Annotated in this window: 32 protein-coding genes and 1 pseudogene; 1 reads left to right on the forward strand and 32 read right to left on the reverse strand. The window is 57.2% G+C overall.

Going from position 1 to position 24,392, the window contains the following annotated elements; genetic code table 11:
- Positions 1-157 precede the first annotated feature (157 nt).
- The 7 genes from ACZ5KU_RS28135 to ACZ5KU_RS28165 form a co-directional block, all read right to left on the reverse strand.
- Entirely contained in the window at positions 158-541 is a 384-nt protein-coding gene (locus ACZ5KU_RS28135) for a hypothetical protein (protein ID WP_464736568.1), read from the reverse strand.
- A gap of 81 nt (positions 542-622) precedes the next feature.
- Positions 623-1,072 (reverse strand): hypothetical protein, encoded by a 450-nt coding sequence (locus ACZ5KU_RS28140; RefSeq protein ID WP_464736569.1) that lies wholly within the window; start codon positions 1,070-1,072, stop codon positions 623-625.
- Complete coding sequence (locus tag ACZ5KU_RS28145) at positions 1,063-3,129, reverse strand: integrase (protein WP_464736570.1); 2,067 nt, start codon at positions 3,127-3,129, stop codon at positions 1,063-1,065. The genes ACZ5KU_RS28140 and ACZ5KU_RS28145 overlap by 10 nt, the downstream gene beginning before the upstream one ends.
- Complete coding sequence (locus ACZ5KU_RS28150) at positions 3,122-4,684, reverse strand: site-specific integrase (RefSeq protein WP_464736571.1); 1,563 nt, start codon at positions 4,682-4,684, stop codon at positions 3,122-3,124. The genes ACZ5KU_RS28145 and ACZ5KU_RS28150 overlap by 8 nt, the downstream gene beginning before the upstream one ends.
- A gap of 57 nt (positions 4,685-4,741) precedes the next feature.
- Positions 4,742-5,962, reverse strand: a complete 1,221-nt coding sequence (locus tag ACZ5KU_RS28155; protein WP_464736572.1) for a tyrosine-type recombinase/integrase — start codon at positions 5,960-5,962, stop codon at positions 4,742-4,744.
- A 132-nt stretch (positions 5,963-6,094) separates the two neighbouring features.
- Positions 6,095-6,604 carry a single-stranded DNA-binding protein gene (locus tag ACZ5KU_RS28160; protein ID WP_054059477.1) on the reverse strand — a complete coding sequence of 170 codons (510 nt, stop codon included), beginning with the start codon at positions 6,602-6,604 and terminating at the stop codon, positions 6,095-6,097.
- A gap of 9 nt (positions 6,605-6,613) precedes the next feature.
- A complete protein-coding gene (locus ACZ5KU_RS28165) occupies positions 6,614-8,011 on the reverse strand; it encodes an MFS transporter (protein WP_054059478.1) in 1,398 nt (465 codons plus the stop codon).
- 190 nt (positions 8,012-8,201) lie between these two features.
- Between ACZ5KU_RS28165 and uvrA the strand changes: the two are divergent.
- Positions 8,202-11,035, forward strand: a pseudogene (uvrA, locus tag ACZ5KU_RS28170) (excinuclease ABC subunit UvrA).
- A gap of 182 nt (positions 11,036-11,217) precedes the next feature.
- Here the strand turns inward: uvrA and bfr are convergent.
- The 25 genes from bfr to rpsS all read right to left on the reverse strand — a co-directional run bounded on the left by bfr (position 11,218) and on the right by rpsS (position 24,386).
- Positions 11,218-11,682, reverse strand: coding sequence for a bacterioferritin (gene bfr, locus ACZ5KU_RS28175; protein ID WP_054062546.1), 465 nt, complete (start codon positions 11,680-11,682; stop codon positions 11,218-11,220).
- A gap of 156 nt (positions 11,683-11,838) precedes the next feature.
- The gene (locus tag ACZ5KU_RS28180; RefSeq protein ID WP_054059481.1) at positions 11,839-13,287 is read right to left on the reverse strand and encodes a catalase; all 1,449 of its coding nucleotides are present in this window, start codon (positions 13,285-13,287) and stop codon (positions 11,839-11,841) included.
- Between the two features lie 191 nt (positions 13,288-13,478).
- Complete coding sequence (gene rplQ, locus ACZ5KU_RS28185; protein ID WP_017901545.1) at positions 13,479-13,865, reverse strand: 50S ribosomal protein L17; 387 nt, start codon at positions 13,863-13,865, stop codon at positions 13,479-13,481.
- Positions 13,866-13,907: 42 nt separating this feature from the next.
- Positions 13,908-14,909, reverse strand: coding sequence for a DNA-directed RNA polymerase subunit alpha (locus ACZ5KU_RS28190; RefSeq protein ID WP_003186012.1), 1,002 nt, complete (start codon positions 14,907-14,909; stop codon positions 13,908-13,910).
- Between the two features lie 22 nt (positions 14,910-14,931).
- Positions 14,932-15,552 carry a 30S ribosomal protein S4 gene (rpsD, locus tag ACZ5KU_RS28195; RefSeq protein WP_017901543.1) on the reverse strand — a complete coding sequence of 207 codons (621 nt, stop codon included), beginning with the start codon at positions 15,550-15,552 and terminating at the stop codon, positions 14,932-14,934.
- A gap of 18 nt (positions 15,553-15,570) precedes the next feature.
- Positions 15,571-15,960, reverse strand: a complete 390-nt coding sequence (gene rpsK, locus ACZ5KU_RS28200) for a 30S ribosomal protein S11 (RefSeq protein WP_007924177.1) — start codon at positions 15,958-15,960, stop codon at positions 15,571-15,573.
- Positions 15,961-15,990: 30 nt separating this feature from the next.
- Positions 15,991-16,347 (reverse strand): 30S ribosomal protein S13, encoded by a 357-nt coding sequence (gene rpsM, locus ACZ5KU_RS28205; RefSeq protein ID WP_017901542.1) that lies wholly within the window; start codon positions 16,345-16,347, stop codon positions 15,991-15,993.
- Between the two features lie 129 nt (positions 16,348-16,476).
- Complete coding sequence (rpmJ, locus tag ACZ5KU_RS28210) at positions 16,477-16,593, reverse strand: 50S ribosomal protein L36 (protein ID WP_002555468.1); 117 nt, start codon at positions 16,591-16,593, stop codon at positions 16,477-16,479.
- 28 nt (positions 16,594-16,621) lie between these two features.
- Positions 16,622-17,950, reverse strand: a complete 1,329-nt coding sequence (gene secY, locus ACZ5KU_RS28215; protein WP_010443917.1) for a preprotein translocase subunit SecY — start codon at positions 17,948-17,950, stop codon at positions 16,622-16,624.
- Positions 17,951-18,385: a 50S ribosomal protein L15 gene (rplO, locus tag ACZ5KU_RS28220; protein ID WP_010220318.1), complete on the reverse strand. Its 435-nt coding sequence runs from the start codon at positions 18,383-18,385 to the stop codon at positions 17,951-17,953.
- A gap of 3 nt (positions 18,386-18,388) precedes the next feature.
- Complete coding sequence (gene rpmD / locus ACZ5KU_RS28225; RefSeq protein ID WP_054059482.1) at positions 18,389-18,565, reverse strand: 50S ribosomal protein L30; 177 nt, start codon at positions 18,563-18,565, stop codon at positions 18,389-18,391.
- 2 nt (positions 18,566-18,567) lie between these two features.
- Positions 18,568-19,068, reverse strand: coding sequence for a 30S ribosomal protein S5 (gene rpsE / locus ACZ5KU_RS28230; RefSeq protein WP_017901539.1), 501 nt, complete (start codon positions 19,066-19,068; stop codon positions 18,568-18,570).
- 3 nt (positions 19,069-19,071) lie between these two features.
- Positions 19,072-19,422 carry a 50S ribosomal protein L18 gene (rplR, locus tag ACZ5KU_RS28235; protein ID WP_017901538.1) on the reverse strand — a complete coding sequence of 117 codons (351 nt, stop codon included), beginning with the start codon at positions 19,420-19,422 and terminating at the stop codon, positions 19,072-19,074.
- A gap of 10 nt (positions 19,423-19,432) precedes the next feature.
- Entirely contained in the window at positions 19,433-19,966 is a 534-nt protein-coding gene (rplF, locus tag ACZ5KU_RS28240) for a 50S ribosomal protein L6 (protein ID WP_017901537.1), read from the reverse strand.
- Between the two features lie 12 nt (positions 19,967-19,978).
- Positions 19,979-20,371 (reverse strand): 30S ribosomal protein S8, encoded by a 393-nt coding sequence (gene rpsH, locus ACZ5KU_RS28245; protein ID WP_017901536.1) that lies wholly within the window; start codon positions 20,369-20,371, stop codon positions 19,979-19,981.
- 212 nt (positions 20,372-20,583) lie between these two features.
- Entirely contained in the window at positions 20,584-20,889 is a 306-nt protein-coding gene (rpsN, locus tag ACZ5KU_RS28250) for a 30S ribosomal protein S14 (protein WP_017901535.1), read from the reverse strand.
- Positions 20,890-20,902: 13 nt separating this feature from the next.
- Positions 20,903-21,442, reverse strand: coding sequence for a 50S ribosomal protein L5 (rplE, locus tag ACZ5KU_RS28255; protein WP_054059483.1), 540 nt, complete (start codon positions 21,440-21,442; stop codon positions 20,903-20,905).
- A gap of 20 nt (positions 21,443-21,462) precedes the next feature.
- Complete coding sequence (rplX, locus tag ACZ5KU_RS28260) at positions 21,463-21,777, reverse strand: 50S ribosomal protein L24 (protein WP_010443924.1); 315 nt, start codon at positions 21,775-21,777, stop codon at positions 21,463-21,465.
- Positions 21,778-21,788: 11 nt separating this feature from the next.
- Positions 21,789-22,157 carry a 50S ribosomal protein L14 gene (gene rplN / locus ACZ5KU_RS28265; protein ID WP_009397502.1) on the reverse strand — a complete coding sequence of 123 codons (369 nt, stop codon included), beginning with the start codon at positions 22,155-22,157 and terminating at the stop codon, positions 21,789-21,791.
- A 23-nt stretch (positions 22,158-22,180) separates the two neighbouring features.
- Positions 22,181-22,447, reverse strand: coding sequence for a 30S ribosomal protein S17 (gene rpsQ / locus ACZ5KU_RS28270; protein WP_026144794.1), 267 nt, complete (start codon positions 22,445-22,447; stop codon positions 22,181-22,183).
- A 2-nt stretch (positions 22,448-22,449) separates the two neighbouring features.
- Complete coding sequence (gene rpmC, locus ACZ5KU_RS28275; protein ID WP_002555481.1) at positions 22,450-22,641, reverse strand: 50S ribosomal protein L29; 192 nt, start codon at positions 22,639-22,641, stop codon at positions 22,450-22,452.
- Positions 22,641-23,054 carry a 50S ribosomal protein L16 gene (rplP, locus tag ACZ5KU_RS28280; protein WP_003228729.1) on the reverse strand — a complete coding sequence of 138 codons (414 nt, stop codon included), beginning with the start codon at positions 23,052-23,054 and terminating at the stop codon, positions 22,641-22,643. The genes rpmC and rplP overlap by 1 nt, the downstream gene beginning before the upstream one ends.
- Positions 23,055-23,066: 12 nt before the next feature.
- Positions 23,067-23,753, reverse strand: coding sequence for a 30S ribosomal protein S3 (gene rpsC / locus ACZ5KU_RS28285; protein ID WP_007924192.1), 687 nt, complete (start codon positions 23,751-23,753; stop codon positions 23,067-23,069).
- Positions 23,754-23,766: 13 nt separating this feature from the next.
- Positions 23,767-24,099 (reverse strand): 50S ribosomal protein L22, encoded by a 333-nt coding sequence (rplV, locus tag ACZ5KU_RS28290; protein ID WP_003304070.1) that lies wholly within the window; start codon positions 24,097-24,099, stop codon positions 23,767-23,769.
- Between the two features lie 11 nt (positions 24,100-24,110).
- A complete protein-coding gene (rpsS, locus tag ACZ5KU_RS28295; RefSeq protein WP_002555486.1) occupies positions 24,111-24,386 on the reverse strand; it encodes a 30S ribosomal protein S19 in 276 nt (91 codons plus the stop codon).
- Between the last annotated feature and the right edge of the window lie 6 nt (positions 24,387-24,392).

The raw sequence follows: 24,392 nt of genomic DNA on the forward strand, positions 1-24,392 counted from the left end.
AGAGTCGTCAACGTTACCTCGAAGAATTCAAGATCGAAGCCGCCAAGTAAGTGACCGAGAAAGGCAAGCCTGTTGCTGATGTCAGCGATGGGTTTCAAATCGCTGAACGATGCCCTTGGAAAGCTGCCTAGCGGGTCAAAGGCCGAAAGCTTTAAATCTAGCCATTAATGCAAACCTTTCGATTAGTGAAAATAGATTCAATTGTGGCCGGCTCAGCCTGCACACTTGTTCTTCTTCGAAGCGCCTCCAAAGCCAACTCAATTCTATAGTCTTCAAAATACCTGTACATATCCTCCATCGACTCCTTTACGACCAAACCTTCATTTTTGGCAAACAGAATATGAATAATAGCTGCCAACGGCAGGGACATGCAGCCATTACTGTCAGAGTCATCTGCATCGTCGAGACCTTCAAACAGCTGCGCCAAACTCCTCTGGAGCTCATCAATCCAAAAATCACTCAAATTTGAGGGCAACGTAGCGTCACAACCTTGCTTCATGACTTCTTCCTGAAAACGTTTGAGCATATAAGCATTACTCATAGGGCACCCCTCAATTTGTAAGATATATGTTCACTACGCCAGCAGCCGAAGCATCCGAAACTCCCTCCACCTCAGCCAAACCTAGTTATGCCGCGCAACCTTAGTTACCTCTCGGTCTACTCTAGGAAGCGGAGTATTCAGGTATTCTTTTGTTAAACCCTTTAGATACGCATTATAGCCCCACGTAACGAACTGCTCGAGCAGCCGCTCATTTTCAATCTTCAATCGACTATTTTCTGCCTCTAGCCGACTAACTCGCTGACTTAACACCCCGGCTTCTACAGCAGATGGTTTTTGGCCAGCTTTATAACTAGACTCGCCACCAACTCGCTGCTTAGCGACTTGATAAGCCATTTTCACACGAGCTCGCTTGTCCAGTGCCTGGCGTGTATAACGAACAAGTAGGCGCCTCTCAATCATGTCAATGAGGAGATCCCAGGTGAGCTTGCCGGACCACCCATCCAATATGGCGACGATGACTCCAATGGCATCATCATTGAGGTTCTTTGCTCGCCCTTTAGTCATTGCCATTGTCTATTCCTTTCAAGTGGCGGGGGGTTCGAAGCCTCCAAGTGGGTTTTCGCCGAACGACCGTCCAGTGCAACCCCATCCTCTAAAGCGTGCTCACCCCATGAGACATCGGGAACATCAGCCAACTGAATTACAGCGCCGACTGGAACCGCTGGGTTATCGAGAATCTCTGTAAGCTGTGTCAGACGTAGAACCGTTTTCTTGTGGTGATCCATCCATCGATCCGCTCCGTAGTAGCCTTTCGCGGTCGCAGCTTCAGCACGCTCCAGCAATTCTTGCGCGTCCTGTAGCCGGTGCTTCACCATCATGGCCTTGCCTTCATCACCCTTCACGCATACATGCTCATTGCAGTTGACACAGTCGGCATGCCGTTCACATGGTGTCATCGTGTAGTCATGCACGCAGAAGCCGAAATCAGTCGTATGGGCCGTCGGAATCTTAAGCCGTGCAAACTCATCTCGTGAAATCGGGATCTTCTTTGGCAGCTTTGCCAGAGGGCCAAACATCAGAGTCTGGTCACCAATGGATTCACGAATCTTCGCCACCATTTGATCTGCGCTCACGTGGTCATACGCCTCGTTTTGGCGGACATCCAGGCGACCCGACCACTTCGCAATGTCCAACTGACTCATCCCCCCTATCTGAGCCAGGGTGTTCAGGTAGTGACGGAACTGGTGAGTAGAAACTCCGATTGGACTGCCGTCTGGCTCGGTGAAGCCAAGGCGATCAAATATCGACTCAAAACCATGCTTGCTTCTCGTTCCGAGTGCTGTATTGACCTGGTTGATGTTGACAGGCTCAATGACACAGCGAAATGTACCTTTTGCAGAGTGCAGCTCATTACGCCGCACTACAATGAGCGCCTCCGAAAACTTAAGATTCACCTCCGCGTTTAACAGTGGAAATCCGGCCGGAAGAAGCGCTATTGCCGCTCTTTCAACATCGGCGAATCGCGCGTACACACGATTCCCTCTCTTATTCAACAACACGTTATTTGCGGAGTACCATAGCCTCGCAAATGAGGAAGCGCCTTCCTCCAGTAAAATCGCCCGCTGAATCTCATCCAATGTCAGAAGTTCCTGACTCCTCAAATATTCAAAATTCTGAGGTAAATAAAGCCTTTCTGGATTAATCTCGTACCACTGCGCAATACGTCGAGCGTCCGCAGTCAAATTCCTGATTTTGGCAATGGCCTCAGCGACAACGGGAGCCATCGAGGGAATAATCCATTTGACCATTGGATCAGCCCCCTTAGCTGAGTGCCAGCGCAGGCCATAAGCATCTTTACCGCCTGAAGTTTTTTCATGAACCTCACAGTTCTCGGCAAGCAGTAACACCTCATTAATGCGGTCAGGCGCAGAGCATAGGATCGCGGCAATCGACGAGAACAGAACGTCATTAGGTTGGGTCGCAATGTGAAACGCCTTTGGAAGCGCTTCCAATGCAGCTTGAGACGGCATTTTCTCGCTACGGCGCTTGTCAAACTCTGGCCCAACACGGGTCGTGTCAATTGGTCGTTTAATAGGGCTTCGCCACGCGAGTGGAACAGCGGTCAAACGGTGTTCGGACATGAACTTAGCAATGAGCTCAAGCTGAGCACCCACTCGATAGGCCGTAGATCCTGTAAGCCGCTCAGCGACAACTCGCGCCGCTCGATTGAACGTGCCACCATCCATCATCACCGGCCCCAAGCGACCGCTCTGCCGATGAGCAGCATCAAGGGCACGTAACGCAGTGACACGAAAAGCAGGATTCTTCGTTGGCCGCATCCCCTGCATGTAGCGAATGTAAGCCTTTGCAAAGGATACAAACGGCTCAGCCATCTGAGTCGGCAACCTGTCGTCTACCGTTTCTTGAGTAGAGAAATAGATGCGGACCCGCTTGCTCCCAAGCGCCTTCTGCTGAGTGGTATTGGTAACGTCCCAGGCCATATCGTCAAAACGAAGATCGGCACCGAAGATGCTCAGTTGAGACCGGCTCATCGCGATAAACTCGCTCAGGTTTTCCGTAGCATCCCGCTCCGCCTTGGGGGTAAACACCACTAGGCTGTCAGGCATCCTTCATCTCCTTGCGCCTCTCTCGAGCGAGCTGAACCACCTCGGCAACGGCCAGAATCGTCCGGTCATTCACTGTGGCAATGCGCATATCAGTCGCTGCGATCAGACGTCCACGCTCGGCCAGCAAGTAGTCCAGCACCGCTTCATGAGGGCCATCGCCCCAGGCCTGGAAGCTTTTACAGGTGTAGCAAGCGATAGGAGCCATAAAACTACACGGCCCGTCACGACCACAACTTCCCATCGGTTTCATCGCTTCGTCGAAGCGGGGATCGACAATGCGACTTGTTGGGTCATCGCCACGGGTTGCCGCTGACTCGTTACCAATGACGACACCGGCAAAGGCGTGGGCAAGCGGGGCCATTCCAAGCGCCACGGCACGATCGATCCGCTCGATGATTTCAGGCGTGGCCTTTACATAGATTCCAACATTTTGGGTGTCGCTGTGGTCGAGCAACTCAGCAATGATCAGCTCACCATGCCCTTCTCTTGCCGCGGACGTAGCGACCGTATGTCGGAGCCGTTTCGAGGTCACCTGGATGGGTTCACCAGTCCGCTCGGAGTACACCTGCAAAGCTTCAAATACCGAGCTGATTCTCTTACCGATACCCTCTGGTGACATGTGATGATGAAAGTCTGGACGAACCTTCTTCGTCGACTTCCTTTGAGGAAACAGCGGCACTTGCGATGCTGGGATGGCGAATTTGCCTTCCCCGCTGAATCGGGTGCGGAGACTGCTCGCGTAGTTGATGAGCATTTTCCCGATACCGGGGGTGATCAGCCGCTCCTTGAACTGTTCCCGTCGCGCCTCCGCTCTCCCTTGCTTGACCCTAGGCACACGGAGTACATACTCAGTAGCCCCGTCAGCCTTCGTAATTTCCCTGACATCGCCAACCTTCAGCATTGCGTATTGGATGTTCCGCTGTCCCAACAGCAGACAAAGCCAGGCCAAAAGATAGTCATCCAGTGCAATCTTCTTGGCGGCAAAGGCATCGTTAAGTGCTGCTTGCGTAGCTGAACGCTCGATATCAGTCAGCGGTCCCGTGAGCGGATCCATCGTGAGGACTGCCGTCCCCTTGCGGTTCCCCTTGAGGCGATGGCTTTTTAGCAAGCGCACGGCAGCCTTCGTTACGCCCGGGATACCTAAACTCTCCCACTTTTTGAAAAAGGCACTTAACCCTCCCAGCTTCCACTCGGTTTCCCATGTCAGAGAAGCTCGATAACTGGCGAGCTCTGGTGCATCGATGATGCCGACGGGCTTGCCCTGTGCCGCCGATACCGATGCCAGTAATCGTCGCAAGTTGTCAAACAGGTTGACAATAGTTACTGCCTGGGCGTTTTCGGCATACCAAATCAAGGGAAATTTCGCTGCTGCGATCAACTGATCTGTTGCACAGCCACTCAACCTTTCGAAATTCACACTGATTGAATGGAGGCCATCATGGAACGTCCAACGCTTGGCACTTGGATCGAAAACGGCTCCGCTGAGCGTCCTCACAGTGGTTGGGAGGCTCAAACAACACGACGATTGAGAGGTAATCGCTCGGTTCTCAGTCATCACTCAGCACACCTTCTGCTTGCTTGCTTTGCATTGCCAAGGACACTTGCTGAGCTTTCAGTCGGATGTGCCGACGGGTGTAACTAGCAGAGGTCTTCGAGGTCGGTGCCCACCCATGAGGAACGAACGCATGCGCTCTTCTTCGGCTTCGGAAACCTTCAACTTGTCCATTACGTCCGAGAAACGATCATTCCAAGTGTGGCGAAGCACATGCGGAGTTACAGCATCGAACTCGCCATTAAAAGCATTCCGCAGCTCGGCGAAGATCACATTTACGGCACTGAGCGACAGAGGTGCCCCGGTGCCCATGGCGATGAACAGAAATGGGTGACGTCTTGCGCCCTCAGTGGCTCGGCGTGTCTTCGTGATGTATTCGTGCGTCAGCTTGCACAGCCCTGGGGATAACGGAATCTTTCGGTCGCGCGTCTTGACCAGTGGCTGGTCCTTACGGGGATCCTCAGGATCGTCTGCTCGCCTGACCACCGTCAGCTCCTCCGACTGAAAGTTAATGTCGGAAATTTTTACGTTCAACACTTCGCCACGACGCAGGCCAAGCTCGTAGAACCAGCGGACCAGGAGAGCATTTCGAATGCATGTGCCTCTCCCTTTCCAAGGGTTCTCCGACGATGTTGGCGACGTGACAGTGAGAAGCTTCTCCACCACCTCTGGCTGAAGCCCTTCCCGCTGTCCAACGGTATTCCGCCCTTTGCGACGCGGCAGTCGCGCCTCCAGCGCATCCTTGCAAGACGTCCATTCGTTCCAAAGTCGCTCTTTCTCAGCTGCACCTGAGTGATAACGAGCCATGTGGTATCTCACGAGCCAATCAAGATAGTCGCGGATGACCCGAATACGGTTGGCTGCGGTATGGCCTGCCACCTCAGCTGGTGCCGTATCTCGTTGAACAAGGCGCACACTTTCAGCGGTGCCTCTACGTACGGACTGCCGGGAAGGGAGAGTTGATGTGCACTTCAATTGATCGGCAACAGGCCGCCTGCAGTGCCGGACAAGCTCATCGAGCTCACTCAGGCAAAAAACTGAACCCAGTCGGATTCGCTGCTCAAGATCGATCCCGCTCGAGTCGAGGAATAGCTGCAACACCATGATCGACCGCAGGACCTGGTCAATTGTATTGCTCGCTCGGTTGGTAGCCCGAATCTCGCTGAGCACGTAAACAGACGGCTCAAAAAGGGGGGCACCCGTGGCCAGTGCAATCAGCACCGGCAAGCGCTCCCCGGAACTCAGCACGAGCGTCTTCACCGCATAGGGATTGAGGGCCATTTGTTTACACCTTGGAAAGGTAAACGCTTAACAAATGTAGCCCTTACGCCACAAAATTCCGTAAACAATAAAAAAGCGAAGCCAAATCAATGGCTTCGCTTCTAGTATTTACAGTTCTGAAAAAGCTGGGTTTCAGAACGGAATATCGTCATCAAAGCTGTCGAAGTCCGGAGCCGGCTGCGGAGCGGCCTGCTGAGGGGCTGGACGCTGGGGTGCCTGCTGTGGACGCGGTGCCTGCTGGCGCGGAGCCTGCTGGCGTGGCGCGGACTGATCGTAGCCGCCCTGGTCGCCCTGTTGTGGACGGCCGCCCAGCAACTGCATGGTGCCCTGCATGTCGACGATGATCTCGGTGGTGTAGCGCTTGATCCCGTCCTTTTCCCACTCGCGGGTCTGCAGCTTGCCCTCGATGTAGACCTGCGAACCCTTGCGCAGGTATTCGCCGGCGATCTCGGCGACCTTGCCGAACATCGCCACACGGTGCCACTCGGTCTTCTCGACCTTCTGGCCGGTCTGCTTGTCGGTCCACTGCTCGCTGGTCGCCAGACTCAGGTTGGTCACGGCGTTGCCGTTGGGCAGGTAGCGAACTTCGGGATCCTGGCCGCAAGTGCCGACCAATATGACTTTGTTAACCCCACGGGCCATAACGTTCTCCTAGGCTTCGCACGCTTGCGAGGCCGGTTCATTGACCAGGCGCTCAAGGGTGGTGCGATCCAACAATTCGGTGTCCAGTTTGATGTAGATGGCGGCCTCTTCGGCGACGACGACTGCATCGGTTACCCCTACGACGGCTTTCAGGCGCTCGACCAGACCCGCTTCGCGGATCGCCTCAGGCGATAACGGCAAGCGCAGGCTCGTCACATAGGGAGGTTCACGCATGGTAACAGCAAAGGCCAGCCAGAGGGCAGCCAGTGCGGCGCATCCGAGGAAGACTGCCGACAGACCGCCATGCTGAAACATCCAGCCGCCCAGAATACCGCCGAGAGCCGAGCCGAGGAACTGACTGGTGGAATACACCCCCATCGCCGTGCCCTTGCCTCCGGCCGGTGAAACCTTGCTGATCAGCGACGGCAGCGAGGCCTCCAGCAGGTTGAAGGCGGTGAAGAACACCACCGTACCGATCACCAGGGCCCGCAAACCATCACCGAACTCCCAGAAGAATAGCTCAGTGAGCATCAACGTCGTCACCGCGCCGAGCAAAACTCGTTTCATTTTGCGTTTCTTCTCGCCGTAGATGATGAACGGGATCATGGCGAAGAAGGAGATCAGCAAGGCGGTCAGGTACACCCACCAGTGCTGCTCCTTGGGCAGGTGGGCCTTTTCCACGAAGGCCAGCGGCAGGGCGACGAAGCTCGACATCAGCATCGCGTGCAACACGAAGATGCCCAGGTCCAGGCGCAGCAGGTCCGGGTGCCTGAGCGTCGGCAACAGGGCCTGGCGCGCCACGCCGGACTCGCGGTGCTGCAGCGGGCTGGTGGCCCTGGGCACCATCAGGGCGATGATCAGGATGCCGACCAGCGCCATGCCGCCCGTCGCCAGGAACAACCCGGACAGGCCGAAGGCCCGGGTCAGCAGCGGCCCGACCACCATCGCCACGGCGAACGACAGGCCGATGGTCATGCCGATCATGGCCATGGCCTTGGTACGGTGCTGTTCGCGGGTCAGGTCCGAGAGCAGCGCCATGACCGCCGCGGAAATCGCCCCGGCGCCCTGCAGGATGCGCCCGGCGATCACGCCCCAGATCGAGTCGGCGTTGGCCGCCAGCAGGCTGCCGAGGGCGAAGACCACCAGGCCCAGGTAGATCACCGGGCGGCGGCCGATACGGTCGGAAATGATCCCGAAGGGGATCTGGAACAGGGCCTGGGTCAGGCCGTAGGCACCGATGGCCAGGCCGATCAGCGCCGGTGTCGCGCCCGCCAGATCCATCCCGTAGGTCGCCAGGACCGGCAACACCATGAACATGCCAAGCATACGGAACGCGAACACCAGGGCCAGGCCGCTTGCCGCGCGGGTCTCGCCGCCACTCATGCGTTCGCTGTGGGGATCGTGCATGGAAAAACCTCGTGTGAACCGGCGGCGATTCTATCAGTCCCATCGTTTGAGCGGGTATAGGGTGACGCTTTGTCGCTCACTCGTTCAGCATCCTGTCATGCAAGGCTGCAATGCTGTGTCGCGATAGTGTGCATCCATCCAGTATTTAGCCTTATACTCCTGCCTTTACCGCCCGCCGTGCGAGGCCACTTTGGACAAGATCCTGATTCGTGGGGCTCGAACCCACAACCTGAAGAACATCGACCTGACCCTGCCCCGGGACAAGCTGATCGTCATCACCGGCCTGTCCGGGTCCGGCAAGTCGTCCCTGGCGTTCGACACGCTGTATGCCGAAGGCCAGCGCCGCTATGTCGAGTCGCTGTCGGCCTACGCCCGGCAGTTCCTGTCGATGATGGAAAAGCCCGATGTCGACACCATCGAAGGCCTGTCGCCGGCGATCTCCATCGAACAGAAATCGACCTCGCACAACCCGCGCTCGACGGTCGGCACCATTACCGAGATCTACGACTACCTGCGCCTGCTGTATGCCCGCGTGGGGACGCCGCGCTGTCCGGACCACGACATCCCGCTGGAAGCGCAGACCGTCAGCCAGATGGTCGACCTGGTGCTGGCCCAGCCCGAAGGCGCCAAGCTGATGCTGCTGGCACCGGTGATCCGCGAGCGCAAGGGCGAGCACCTGTCGGTGTTCGAGGAACTGCGGGCTCAAGGCTTCGTCCGCGCGCGGGTCGACGGCAAGCTGTACGAGCTGGACGAAGTGCCCAAACTCGACAAGCAGAAGAAACACACGATCGATGTGGTGGTCGACCGCTTCAAGGTCCGCGCCGACCTGCAGCAGCGCCTGGCCGAATCCTTCGAGACCGCCTTGAAGCTGGCCGACGGCATTGCCCTGGTCGCACCGATGGACGACGAGCCGGGCGAGGAAATGATCTTCTCCGCGCGTTTCGCCTGTCCGGTCTGCGGCCACGCCATCAGCGAGCTGGAACCCAAGCTGTTCTCCTTCAACAACCCGGCCGGTGCCTGCCCGACCTGTGACGGCCTGGGGGTGAAGCAGTTCTTCGACGTCAAGCGCCTGGTCAATGGCGAACTGACCTTGGCCGAAGGGGCGATACGCGGCTGGGACCGGCGCAACGTCTACTACTTCCAGATGCTCGGCTCGCTGGCCGCGCACTATGGCTTCAGCCTGGAAGTGCCGTTCAACAGCCTGCCGGCGGACCAGCAGAAGGTCATCCTCAACGGCAGCGGCAACCAGAACGTCGACTTCAGGTACCTCAACGACCGCGGCGATATCGTCAAGCGCTCGCACCCGTTCGAAGGCATCGTGCCCAACCTGGAGCGGCGCTACCGCGAGACCGAGTCGGCTACCGTGCGCGAGGAGCTGGCCAAGTTCCTCAGTACCCAACCCTGCCCGGATTGCCGCGGGACACGCCTGCGTCGCGAGGCCCGGCATGTGTGGGTCGGCGAGAAAACCCTGCCGGCGGTCACCAACCTGCCGATCGGCGATGCAGCCGGTTACTTCTCGGGGCTGAAGCTGACCGGGCGCCGCGGCGAGATCGCCGACAAGATCCTCAAGGAGATCTGCGAGCGCCTGCAGTTCCTGGTCAACGTCGGCCTCGACTACCTGACCCTGGACCGCAGCGCCGACACCCTGTCCGGCGGTGAAGCCCAGCGCATTCGCCTGGCCAGCCAGATCGGCGCCGGCCTGGTGGGCGTGATGTACATCCTCGACGAACCGTCCATCGGCCTGCACCAGCGCGATAACGACCGCCTGCTCGGCACCCTCAAGCACCTGCGGGACATCGGCAACACGGTGATCGTGGTCGAGCACGACGAGGACGCGATCCGCCTGGCCGACTATGTGGTGGATATCGGCCCCGGTGCCGGCGTGCATGGCGGCAGCATTGTCGCCCAGGGCACCGCGGCCGAGGTCATGGCGCACCCGGACTCGCTGACTGGCAAGTACCTGTCGGGGCGGGTGAAGATCGAGGTGCCGGCCAAGCGCACGCCGCGCAACAAGAAGCTGTCGCTGACCCTCAAGGGCGCCCGCGGCAACAACCTGCGCAATGTCGACCTTGAAATCCCGATCGGCCTGCTGACCTGCGTGACCGGTGTGTCCGGCTCGGGCAAGTCGACCCTGATCAACAACACCCTGTTCCCCTCAGTGCGACCGCACTCAACGGCGCCACGACCCTGGAAGCGGCGGCCCACGACAGCATCAACGGCCTGCAGCACCTGGACAAGGTGGTGGATATCGACCAGAGCCCGATCGGCCGTACCCCGCGTTCGAACCCGGCGACCTATACCGGCCTGTTCACGCCGATCCGTGAACTGTTCTCCGGTGTGCCGGAGGCCCGTTCCCGGGGCTATGGTCCGGGGCGCTTCTCGTTCAACGTGAAGGGCGGCCGTTGCGAAGCCTGCCAGGGCGATGGCCTGATCAAGGTGGAGATGCACTTCCTGCCGGATATCTATGTGCCGTGCGACGTGTGCAAGAGCAAGCGCTACAACCGCGAAACCCTGGAGATCAAGTACAAGGGCAAGAGCATCCACGAAGTGCTGGAGATGACCATCGAGGAAGCGCGGGAGTTCTTCGATGCCGTACCGGCACTGGCGCGCAAGCTGCAGACACTGATGGATGTGGGGCTTTCCTACATCAAGCTGGGGCAGTCGGCGACCACCCTGTCCGGTGGCGAGGCGCAACGGGTCAAGTTGTCCCGCGAGCTGTCCAAGCGCGATACCGGCAAGACCCTGTATATCCTCGACGAGCCGACTACCGGCCTGCACTTCGCGGATATCCAGCAGTTGCTGGACGTACTGCACCGCCTGCGTGACCACGGCAACACCGTGGTGGTGATCGAGCACAACCTGGATGTGATCAAGACCGCCGACTGGCTGGTGGACCTGGGACCCGAGGGCGGCTCCAAGGGCGGCCAGATCATCGCGGTGGGTACGCCGGAGCAGGTAGCCGAGATGCCGCAGTCGCATACCGGGCATTACCTGAAGCCGTTGCTGATTCGCGATCGGGCGTAATCAACGGGAATGAAAAGCCCCTGTCATCGTGTGATGGCAGGGACTTTTTGGTGAGCGTTGAGGACGCTTTCGCCGGCAAGCCTGGCTCCTACAGGGGGCGGTGTATCCGATATCGCGGCACGACGCGATCCTGCAGGAGCCTGGCTGGCCGGCGAACCGCTGCATGGCACCGGCCATTCACCTCAGCACTGCGACTGCAGGTAATTCTCCAGGCCAATGGACTTGATCAACCCCAGCTGTTTTTCCAGCCAGTAGGTGTGATCTTCCTCGGTATCGGCCAGTTGCTGACGCAGGATATCGCGGGAGACGTAGTCCTTGTGCTGCTCGCAGAGCTCGATGCCCTTGCACAGCGCGGCACGCACCTTGTACTCCAGGCGCAGGTCGGCCTCGAACATCTCGGGCACAGTGGTACCAATGTCGAGATCATCCGGCCGCATGCGCGGTGTGCCTTCGAGCATCAGGATCCGGCGGATCAGTGCATCGGCGTGCTGAGCCTCTTCCTCACTTTCGTGATTCATGCGCTCGTAGAGCTTGCTGAAGCCCCAGTCCTCATACATCCGCGAATGGATCAGATATTGGTCACGGGCTGCCAGTTCGCCGGTCAGCAACGTGTTGAGGTAATCGATTACGTCCGGGTGACCTTGCATCGCCCTACATCTCCCTGCCTGAAAGTCTGTATTTTGAACCAAGCTGACCGGAAGGTCACGGCAAAAACAGCAGAAAAGTGAGAAATAGCAGAGAAAAACCATCGATTTGAAGCGAAAAACCGCCCAATTGAGGGCGGTTCTGCTTCTCGTTTAGACTTACTTCAGCACTACTCCCAACGCTTTCGCGACACCTTCACCATAAGCCGGGTCGGCCTTGAAGAAATACTGCAGTTGGCGCTGCACCACGTCATCGGACACACCGGCCATCGCACCGGCGATGTTGCTGATCAACAGCGCCTTCTGTTCGTCGTTCATCAACCGGAACAGCGCACCGGCATGGCTGAAGTAGTCGGTATCTTCGCGATGATCGTAGCGATCTGCGGCACCACTCAGGGCCAGTGCCGGCTCAGCGTAGCGAGGAGCCTGTTTCGGCGCATCGGCGTAGCTGTTGGGCTCGTAGTTCGGCGCGGCACCGCCGTTGCTGCCAAAGGCCATGGCACCGTCGCGCTGGTAGCTGTTGACCGGACTGCGTGGCGCGTTCACCGGCAGTTGCTGGTGGTTGGTACCGACGCGATAGCGGTGGGCATCGGCGTAGGCGAATACGCGGCCTTGCAGCATGCGGTCTGGCGACAGGCCGACACCCGGGACCATATTGCTTGGACCGAAGGCCGCCTGCTCGACTTCAGCGAAGTAGTTCAGCGGGTTGCGGTTCAGTTCCAGCTCACCGACTTCGATCAACGGGAACTCCTTCTGCGACCAGGTCTTGGTCACGTCGAACGGGTTCTCGTAGTGTGCCGCCGCCTGGGCCTCGGTCATGACCTGGATGCACACGCGCCATTTCGGGAAATCGCCACGCTCGATGGCGTTGAACAGGTCACGCTGGGCATAATCCGGATCGGTACCTGCCAGGCGTGCCGCCTCGGCCGGCGCCAGGTTCTTGATGCCCTGCTTGGTCTTGTAGTGCCATTTCACCCAGTGACGCTCGCCCTTGGCGTTGATCAGGCTGTAGGTGTGGCTGCCAAAACCGTGCATGTGGCGGTAGCCATCCGGAATCCCGCGATCGGAGAACAGGATGGTGATCTGGTGCAATGCCTCAGGCGAGTGCGACCAGAAGTCCCACATCATCTGCGCGCTTTTCAGGTTGCTTTGCGGCAGGCGTTTCTGAGTGTGGATGAAATCTGGAAACTTCAGCGGGTCGCGAATGAAGAACACCGGCGTGTTGTTGCCGACGATGTCCCAGTTGCCTTCCTCGGTGTAGAACTTCAGGGCGAAACCCCGTGGATCGCGCTCGGTATCGGCCGAGCCACGCTCGCCACCGACGGTGGAGAAACGCAGGAAGGTCTCGGTCTTCTTGCCGATCGCCTCGAACAGCTTGGCGCTGGTGTACTGGGTGATGTCCCTGGTAACGGTGAAGGTACCGTAGGCACCCGAACCCTTGGCGTGTACGCGACGCTCAGGGATGTTCTCACGGTTGAAGTGGGCAAGCTTCTCGATCAGGTGAAAGTCGTCGAGCAGCAGCGGGCCACGCGGGCCGGCGGAACGGGAATTCTGGTTATCTGCGACGGGAGCGCCGCTGGCGGTCGTCAGCGTTTTGTTCTGGCTCATACTCATCCTTCCTCTCTGGGTCTTGGTGCTGCCGGCTAATCGGCTGAGGGGAAGTATTGACCATGAAGGTTACAGGAACAAATGCATTAATCCATCAAAGGCAATAGTTAACAACTATTAACAACCTGTGCCTTTATAGCAGGCACAAAAAACCGGGCACTGGGCCCGGTTTTCTGTTTCAGACTGACGTCTTACTCGGCAGATACAGCATCGCCAGCAGTAGCACGATCAACCAACTCGACGTACGCCATAGGAGCGTTGTCGCCAGCGCGGAAACCGCACTTCAGGATGCGCAGGTAGCCACCCTGACGGGTAGCGTAACGCTTGCCCAGGTCGTTGAAGAGCTTACCAACGATAGCTTTCGAACGAGTACGGTCGAAAGCCAGACGGCGGTTAGCAACGCTGTCTACTTTAGCCAGGGTGATCAGCGGCTCGGCAACGCGGCGCAGTTCCTTGGCTTTTGGCAGAGTGGTTTTGATCAGCTCGTGCTCGAACAGCGACACAGCCATGTTTTGGAACATGGCTTTGCGGTGCGAGCTGGTGCGGCTCAGGTGACGTCCACTTTTACGATGACGCATGGTTCATTCCTTACCAAACACTACGTTCGGTGATTACGACGATCAGGCAGTCGCCTTGTCGTCCTTCTTAAGACTTGCAGGCGGCCAGTTATCGAGGCGCATGCCGAGGGACAGACCGCGGGAGGCCAGAACATCCTTGATTTCGGTCAAGGATTTCTTGCCCAGGTTCGGAGTCTTCAACAGCTCTACTTCGGTACGCTGAATCAGGTCGCCGATGTAGTAGATGTTTTCCGCCTTAAGGCAGTTAGCCGAACGTACAGTCAGTTCCAGATCGTCAACCGGGCGAAGCAGGATCGGATCGATCTCGTCTTCCTGCTCGACAACCACTGGCTCACTGTCACCCTTGAGGTCGACGAACGCAGCCAACTGCTGTTGCAGGATGGTTGCAGCACGACGGATAGCCTCTTCAGGATCCAGGGTACCGTTGGTTTCCAGATCAATAACCAGTTTGTCCAGGTTGGTACGCTGTTCGACACGGGCGTTTTCCACCACGTAGGCGATACGGCGAACCGGGCTGAACGAAGAGTCGAGCTGCAAGCGACCGATGCTGCGGCTTTCGTCTTCATCGCTCTGACGCGAGTCTGCTGGTTCATAGCCACGGCCACGAGCTACGGTGAGCTTCATGTTCAAGGCGCCATTGGACGCCAGGTTGGCGATTACGTGATCGGGGTTAACGATCTCGACATCATGATCCAGCTGAATATCGGCAGCGGTAACCACCCCCGAACCCTTCTTCGACAAGGTCAGCGTAACTTCGTCACGGCCGTGCAGCTTGATAGCCAGACCTTTAAGGTTCAACAGGATTTCAATGACATCTTCCTGTACACCTTCGATGGCGCTGTACTCGTGGAGCACACCGTCAATCTCGGCCTCGACTACTGCACAGCCTGGCATTGAGGACAACAGGATGCGGCGCAGCGCGTTGCCCAGGGTGTGGCCAAAACCACGCTCGAGAGGCTCGAGAGTGATCTTAGCGCGGGTTGGACTGACAACCTGCACGTCGATGTGACGGGGTGTCAGGAACTCATTTACCGAAATCTGCATGGATGCACCTATTTTCTAGCCCTTACTTGGAGTAGAGCTCGACAATCAGGCTTTCGTTGATGTCGGCGGAGAGGTCACTGCGAGCAGGAACGCTTTTGAAAACGCCCGACTTCTTGTCAGTGTCCACATCTACCCATTCTACGCGGCCACGCTGAGCACACAGTTCCAGGGCCTGGACGATACGCAGTTGGTTCTTCGCCTTTTCGCGAACAGCAACCACGTCACCAGCACGAACCTGGTAGGACGGAACGTTTACGGTCTTGCCGTTAACGCTGATGGACTTGTGCGATACCAGCTGACGCGATTCGGCACGAGTCGAGCCGAAGCCCATGCGGTATACGACGTTGTCCAGACGGCACTCGAGCAGTTGCAGCAGGTTTTCACCGGTTGCACCTTTCTTGCCAGCAGCTTGCTTATAGTAGCCGCTGAACTGACGCTCGAGTACGCCGTAGATACGACGAACTTTTTGCTTCTCACGCAGCTGGGTGCCGTAGTCGGACTGACGACCGCGACGCTGGCCGTGGATACCAGGAGCTGCTTCGATGTTGCACTTGGATTCGATAGCGCGCACGCCGCTCTTCAGGAAGAGGTCGGTGCCTTCGCGACGAGCCAATTTGCATTTTGGACCAATGTAACGAGCCATTCTTTACAATCTCCTGGATTACACGCGGCGCTTCTTCGGCGGACGGCACCCGTTGTGCGGGATTGGCGTCACGTCGGTGATGCTGGCGATCTTATAGCCACAGCCGTTCAGAGCACGGACAGCGGACTCACGACCTGGACCCGGGCCCTTGACGTTGACGTCGAGGTTCTTCAGGCCATATTCCAGCGCAGCTTGGCCAGCACGTTCAGCGGCAACCTGGGCAGCGAACGGGGTGGACTTACGGGAACCGCGGAAACCCGAACCGCCGGAGGTAGCCCAGGACAGAGCATTACCTTGACGATCGGTGATGGTCACGATGGTGTTGTTGAAAGACGCGTGGATGTGGGCGATGCCATCAACCACTGTCTTTTTAATTTTCTTACGAGGACGAGCAGCAGGTTTTGCCATGACTAAATTCCTGTCGATTCGCTGGTGCGATTACTTGCGGATCGGCTTACGCGGACCTTTGCGAGTACGCGCGTTGGTCTTGGTACGCTGACCGCGCACTGGCAGACCTTTACGATGACGCAGACCGCGGTAGCAGCCCAGGTCCATCAAGCGCTTGATTTTCATGTTGATTTCGCGACGCAGGTCACCTTCAGTGGTGAACTTCGCCACTTCGCCACGCAGCTGTTCAATCTGCTCGTCGCTCAGATCCTTGATCTTCGCGGCTGGGTTGACCCCAGTCACTGCACAGATCTGCTGTGCAGTAGTGCGACCAACACCATAGATGTAGGTCAGCGAGATAACAGTGTGCTTGTTATCTGGAATGTTAACGCCTGCAATACGGGCCATTCAGTGGGACTCCAATTGACAGCTACCTACGCCCCGGAAGCCAAGAAATAGGGCGCGAGATAATATCGCTGTAATAACAAATAATCAACCCAGCAGCGCACTAGCTGCTGGGCTTCAAGCAGATCACACTCAGCCTTGGCGCTGTTTGTGACGCGGTTCCGCGCTGCAAATTACTCGAACCACACCTTCGCGGCGAATAATCTTGCAGTTACGGCACAGCTTTTTCACCGATGCACGAACTTTCATCACCAACTCCTCGAACCTTATGGGTGCTTCAGCGCAGCATGCCGCTGCCGTAGCCCTTCAGGTTGGCTTTCTTCATCAGGGATTCGTACTGGTGCGAAACGAGGTGAGATTGCACTTGGGACATGAAGTCCATCACAACCACGACCACGATCAGCAACGAGGTCCCGCCAAGGTAGAACGGAACGTTTGCTGCAACCACCAGAAACTGGGGCAACAGGCACACGGCCGTCATATATAGAGCACCGAACATGGTCAAACGGGTCAGAACGCCATCAATGTAGCGTGCCGACTGCTCGCCTGGACGGATACCCGGAATAAAGGCACCGGACTTCTTCAGGTTTTCCGCTACGTCTTTCGGATTGAACATCAACGCCGTATAGAAGAAGCAGAAGAAAATAATCCCTGCACTAAACAGCAGAATATTCAACGGCTGACCAGGAGCGATCGACTGCGAGATGTCCTGCAACCAGCCCATACCTTCAGACTGACCGAACCAGGCACCCAACGAAGCCGGAAACAGCAAGATGCTGCTCGCGAAGATAGCTGGAATCACACCGGCCATATTCACTTTCAGCGGCAAGTGGCTGGTCTGCGCAGCGAAGACCTTGCGGCCCTGCTGACGCTTGGCGTAGTGAACAGCAATACGACGCTGGCCACGCTCAATGAACACCACGAAACCGATAATCGCTACTGCCAGCAAACCGATGGCAACCAGGGCGAAAATGTTGATATCACCCTGACGCGCAGACTCGAAAGACTGCCCGATCGCTCTCGGAAGACCGGCGACGATACCCGAAAAAATCAGCATCGAGATACCGTTGCCAACACCGCGCTCCGTAATCTGCTCACCCAGCCACATCATGAACATCGCGCCAGCCACGAACGTGGACACCGCGACGAAATGGAAGCCGAAATCAGCAGAAAAAGCTACGCCCTGACCAGCCAGGCCAATGGACATGCCAATGGCTTGAACAAGGGCCAGGACGACGGTGCCATAGCGGGTGTACTGGCTGATCTTGCGACGACCAGCCTCACCTTCCTTCTTCAACTGCTCCAGCTGCGGGCTGATAGCGGTCATCAGTTGCATGATGATCGATGCCGAAATGTACGGCATGATCCCCAGTGCAAAGATACTCATCCGCTCCAGCGCGCCGCCGGAAAACATGTTGAACAAGCTAAGAATGGTCCCCTCATTCTGTCGAAACAGGTCCGCCAGCCGGTCCGGGTTGATACCTGGAACTGGGATGTGCGCACCTATCCGGTAGACGATAATCGCCAGGAACAGGAAACGCAGACGAGCCCAGAGCTCGGATAACCCGCCTTTGCTGAGCGCTGAGAGAGCACCTTGCTTAGCCATTTATTCCTCGAACTTGCCGCCAGCTGCTTCGATAGCCGCACGCGCACCCTTGGTGGCGGCGATGCCCTTGATAGTTACAGCGCGAGTCACTTCGCCCGACAGCATGATTTTCACACGCTGTACGTTCTGGTTGATCACGTTGGCATCTTTCAGGGACTGCACGGTTACGACGTCGCCTTCCACCTTGGCCAGCTCGGACAGACGCACTTCTGCGCGGTCCATGGCTTTCAGGGAAACGAAGCCGAACTTCGGCAGGCGACGATGCAGCGGCTGTTGACCGCCTTCAAAGCCTGGAGCGATGGTGCCACCGGAACGGGAGGTCTGACCTTTGTGGCCACGGCCACCAGTCTTACCCAAACCGCTACCGATACCACGGCCCGGACGATGCTTTTCGCGACGGGAACCCGGCGCTGGACTCAGATCATTGAGTTTCATCGATTAACCCTCGACACGCAGCATGTAGTAAGCCTTGTTGATCATCCCGCGGTTCTCGGGAGTATCCTGGACTTCTACAGTGTGACCGATGCGACGCAGACCCAGACCCTTCACGCACAGTTTGTGGCTAGGGATGCGGCCGTTGGTGCTTTTGATCAGCGTTACTTTTACGGTTGCCATGATCACAGGATCTCCGCTGCAGTTTTGCCGCGCTTGGCAGCAATGGACTCAGGGGACTGCATGGCTTTCAGACCTTTGAAAGTGGCGTGAACCACGTTTACCGGGTTGGTCGAGCCGTAGCACTTGGCCAGAACGTTCTGAACGCCAGCAACTTCGAGGACAGCACGCATAGCGCCGCCAGCGATGATACCGGTACCTTCAGATGCAGGCTGCATGTAGACCTTCGAAGCGCCGTGGGCGGACTTCGTGGCGTACTGCAGAGTGGTGCCGTTCAGGTCCACCTGGATCATGTTGCGGCGAGCCGCTTCCATGGCCTTCTGGATCGCAGCAGGCACTTCACGGGACTTGCCACGGCCGAAGCCTACACGGCCCTTACCATCACCTACCACGGTCAACGCGGTGAAAGTGAAGATACGGCCACCTTTTACGGTTTTGGCTACGCGGTTAACTTGAACCAGCTTCTCGATGTAGCCTTCGTCGCGCTTTTGGTCGTTATTGGACATAACTTAGAACTCCAGCCCAGCTTCACGAGCAGCCTCAGCCAGCGCCTTGACGCGGCCGTGGTACTTGAAGCCAGAGCGGTCGAAAGCCACCTGCGAGACGCCTGCGGCTTTAGCACGCGAAGCGACCAGCTGGCCAACCTTAGTGGCCGCGTCGATGTTGCCGGTGGCACCATCACGCAGTTCTTTATCCAAAGTCGAGGCGCTGGCCAGGACCTTGTTGCCGTCGGCCGAAATGACCTGGGCGTAGATGTGCTGCGAAGAGCGGAACACGCAGAGACGCACGACTTCGAGTTCGTGCATTTTCAGGCGTGCTTTGCGAGCGCGACGCAGTCGAGTAACTTTTTTGTCGGTCATTTGCTATGCCCTACTTCTTCTTGGCTTCTTTACGACGGACGACTTCGTCCGCGTAGCGCACACCTTTACCTTTGTAAGGCTCTGGTGGACGGAAGTCGCGGATCTCGGCGGCCACCTGACCTACCAGCTGCTTGTCGATACCCTTGATCAGGATGTCGGTCTGGCTAGGCGTTTCAGCGGTGATGCCTTCCGGCAGTTCGTAATCCACTGGGTGCGAGAAGCCAAGGGCCAGGTTCAGGACCGAACCTTTTGCTTGTGCCTTGTAACCAACACCGACCAGCTGGAGCTTGCGCTCGAAGCCTTGGCTAACGCCCTGGACCATGTTGTTGACCAACGCACGCGTGGTACCAGCCATTGCGCGAGTCTGCTGGTCGCCGTTGCGAGCGGCGAAACGCAGCTCACCAGCTTCCTGGACGATCTCGACGGACGAATGGACATTCAGTTCGAGAGTGCCCTTGGCACCCTTCACCGAAAGCTGTTGGCCGGCGAATTTGACTTCGACACCAGCTGGCAGCTTAACGGGGTTCTTAGCGACGCGAGACATGCTTATCCCCCCTTAGAACACTGTGCAAAGAACTTCGCCGCCGACACCGGCAGCGCGCGCAGCACGATCAGTCATCACACCCTTGTTGGTGGAGACGATAGACACGCCCAGACCGCCACGTACTTTCGGCAGTTCTTCGACGGACTTGTACTGACGCAGGCCTGGACGGCTAACGCGCTTCACTTCCTCGATGACCGGACGGCCTTCGAAGTACTTCAGCTCGATGGACAGCGACGGCTTGGCGTCGGTGGTTACCTGAAAACCCGCAATGTAACCTTCGTCCTTCAGGACTTTTGCTACAGCCACCTTCAGCGTGGAAGACGGCATGCTTACGACGGACTTTTCAGCCATCTGGGCATTACGGATTCGAGTTAGCATGTCCGCTAACGGGTCCTGCATACTCATGGGCTAGATGCTCCTGATACAAAAAAAATGAGCCTTGCGGCTGCAACTGTCGCCGAGCTGCTCCACACGTAAAAAGTGCAGGCTCAGGCGAGCCGGTCATTCTAGACATACGCCAGAAATGAATCAAGCCCCAAAAGGGGCTTGATTCAGACTCCAGGTCACCACCGGTCAGGATCTTGCGAGCCCGACCAGGGCGACTGAGGAAGTGCGGCTTACCAGCTGGCTTTGACCAGACCTGGTACGTCACCACGCATGGCGGCTTCACGCAGCTTGTTACGGCCCAGGCCGAACTTGCGGTAAACGCCGTGCGGACGACCAGTCAGGCGGCAGCGGTTACGCAGGCGCGAGGCGCTGGCGTCACGTGGCTGCTTCTGCAGGGCGATCGAAGCTTCCCAACGTGCTTCTGGACTTGCGTTCAGGTCGACGATGATAGCTTTGAGCGCTGCACGCTTGGTGGCGTACTTGGCAACGGTGAGCTGACGCTTCAGCTCACGGTTCTTCATGCTCTTCTTGGCCATTTTCCTACTCCAATCAGTTGCGGAACGGGAATTTGAAAGCACGCAGCAGGGCGCGACCTTCTTCATCCGTCTTGGCAGTGGTGGTCAGGGTAATGTCCAGACCGCGGAGAGCATCGATCTTGTCGTAGTCGATTTCCGGGAAGATGATCTGCTCTTTCACGCCCATGCTGTAGTTGCCACGACCGTCGAAGGACTTGGCATTCAGGCCGCGGAAGTCGCGAACCCGAGGCAGGGAGATCGACAGCAGACGATCCAGGAACTCATACATACGATCGCGACGCAGGGTCACCTTGACACCGATCGGCCAACCTTCGCGGACTTTGAAGCCTGCGATGGATTTGCGAGCGTGAGTCACGACGACCTTCTGGCCGGTGATCTTTTCCAGGTCAGCAACAGCGTGCTCGATGACTTTCTTGTCGCCGATCGCTTCGCCCAGACCCATGTTCAGGGTGATTTTGGTAATGCGCGGGACTTCCATCACGTTCACCAGCTTAAGTTCTTCCTTAAGCTTGGGAGCGATTTCGTTCCGGTAAATCTCTTTCAGTCGTGCCATGGTCTTCTACCTAGCAGTGTTCAAGCATCAACCGCTTTTTGGGTCGACTTGAAGACACGAATTTTTTTGCCGTCTTCTACTTTGAAACCAACGCGGTCAGCCTTGTTGGTTTCGCTGTTGAAAATGGCGACGTTGGAAGCGTGCAGTGGCGCTTCTTTCTCGACGATACCGCCCTGTACGCCCGACATCGGGTTAGGCTTGGTATGACGCTTGACCAGGTTCAGGCCACCGACGACCAGACGGTCGTCAGCCAGAACCTTAAGCACCTTACCGCGCTTGCCTTTGTCTTTGCCGGCGATCACGATGATCTCGTCGTCACGACGAATCTTTTGCATGTCGGATCTCCTTACAGCACTTCTGGGGCGAGCGAGACGATCTTCATGAACTTCTCAGAGCGAAGTTCACGGGTCACTGGCCCAAAGATACGGGTGCCGATCGGCTCTTGCTTGTTGTTCAGCAGAACAGCAGCGTTGCCATCAAAGCGGATAATCGAGCCATCAGCACGGCGAACGCCGTGACGGGTGCGGACTACAACAGCAGTCATCACCTGGCCTTTTTTCACCTTACCGCGAGGAATTGCTTCCTTCACGGTAACTTTGATGATGTCACCGATAGCTGCGTAACGACGATGGGAGCCACCAAGCACCTTGATGCACATAACGCGACGAGCGCCGCTGTTATCGGCCACATCGAGCATGGATTGAGTCTGAATCATATAATTTCTCCGACCCCTAGCCCTTAGACTTCCACAGCGCGTTCGATAACCTCGACCAGCGCCCAAGACTTGGTCTTGGCCAGCGGACGGGTCTCACGGATGGAGACCTTGTCGCCGATGTGGCACTGGTTGGTTTCGTCGTGCGCGTGCAGCTTAGTCGAACGCTTAACGTATTTACCGTAGATCGGGTGCTTGACGCGACGCTCGATCAGAACGGTGATGGTCTTGTCCATTTTGTCGCTGACAACACGGCCAGTCAGCGTACGGACGGTCTTTTCGGCTTCAGCCATGATCACTTACCTGCCTGCTGGTTGAGCACAGTTTTCACACGAGCGATATCGCGCTTAACTTGCGAGAGCAGGTGAGACTGCCCCAACTGGCCAGTTGCTTTCTGCATGCGCAGATTGAACTGGTCGCGCAGCAGGCCGAGCAGTTGCTCGTTCAGCTGCTGTGCGGATTTTTCACGAAGTTCATTCGCTTTCATCACATCACCGTCCGTTTAACAAAGGAGGTGGCGAGAGGCAGCTTTGCAGCAGCCAGGGCGAAAGCCTCACGCGCCAGCTCTTCAGAAACACCCTCGATTTCATACAGGACCTTGCCTGGCTGAATCTGGGCAACCCAGTACTCGACGTTACCCTTACCTTTACCCATACGAACTTCGAGGGGCTTCTTGGAGATAGGCTTGTCCGGGAATACACGGATCCAGATCTTGCCGCCACGTTTTACGTGACGGGTCAGGGCACGACGTGCCGACTCGATCTGACGGGCGGTGAGACGACCGCGAGCAACAGACTTCAGCGCGAACTCGCCGAAGCTGACTTTGCTACCGCGCAGTGCCAGACCACGGTTGTGGCCGGTCATCTGCTTGCGGAACTTCGTACGCTTTGGTTGCAACATTTGGCGTACCCCTTACTTGGCAGCTTTTTTACGAGGCGCTGGTGCTTGCGGCTTCAGCTCTTCCTGGCGACCACCAATTACTTCGCCCTTGAAGATCCAAACCTTGACACCGATCACACCGTAGGTGGTGTGAGCTTCGTAGGTGGCATAGTCGATATCGGCACGCAGGGTGTGCAGTGGCACACGACCTTCGCGATACCATTCAGTACGTGCGATCTCAGCACCGCCGAGACGACCGCTCACCTGGATCTTGATGCCCTTGGCACCAATGCGCATGGCGTTCTGTACGGCGCGCTTCATGGCACGACGGAACATGACGCGACGCTCCAGCTGCTGAGCTACGCTCTGCGCAACCAGCATACCGTCGAGCTCCGGCTTGCGGATCTCTTCGATATTGATGTGCACAGGCACACCCATTTGCTTGGTCAGGTCCTGACGCAGTTTTTCAACATCTTCACCTTTCTTCCCGATAACGATACCTGGACGAGCGGTGTGGATGGTGATGCGTGCGGTTTGGGCCGGACGATGGATATCGATACGGCTTACGGACGCGCTTTTTAGTTTGTCCTGGAGGTACTCACGCACGTTCAGATCTGCAAGCAGATAGTCCGCGTAAGTGCGACCGTCTGCGTACCAGACGGAGGTGTGCTCCTTGACGATTCCCAGGCGAATGCCAATGGGATGTACTTTCTGACCCATCTCTTCGACTCCGTTACTTGTCAGCAACCTTGACAGTGATATGGCAAGACCGCTTGACGATGCGATCAGCACGGCCCTTGGCACGTGGCATGATGCGCTTCAGCGAACGCCCTTCGTTGACGAAAACGGTGCTGACCTTCAGGTCATCAACGTCAGCGCCTTCGTTATGCTCGGCGTTGGCTACGGCCGACTCCAGCACTTTTTTCATGATCTCGGCGGCTTTCTTACTGCTGAAAGCCAGCAGGTTGAGCGCATCGCCCACCTTCTTCCCGCGGATCTGGTCGGCGACCAAGCGGGCTTTCTGGGCGGAGATTCGAGCGCCCGACAACTTAGCGGCTACTTCCATTTCCTAACCCCTTAACGCTTGGCTTTCTTGTCGGCCACGTGACCACGATAGGTACGGGTGCCGGCAAATTCGCCCAGTTTGTGACCGACCATGTCTTCGTTCACCAGAACTGGGACATGCTGACGACCGTTATGCACAGCGATGGTCAGACCGACCATTTGTGGCAGGATCATGGAACGGCGCGACCAGGTCTTAACTGGTTTGCGATCGTTCTTCTCCGCCGCCACTTCGATCTTCTTCAGTAGGTGAAGATCGATAAAAGGACCTTTTTTCAGAGAACGTGGCACTGTCGT

The organism is Pseudomonas sp. Tof1, from assembly GCF_055390395.1.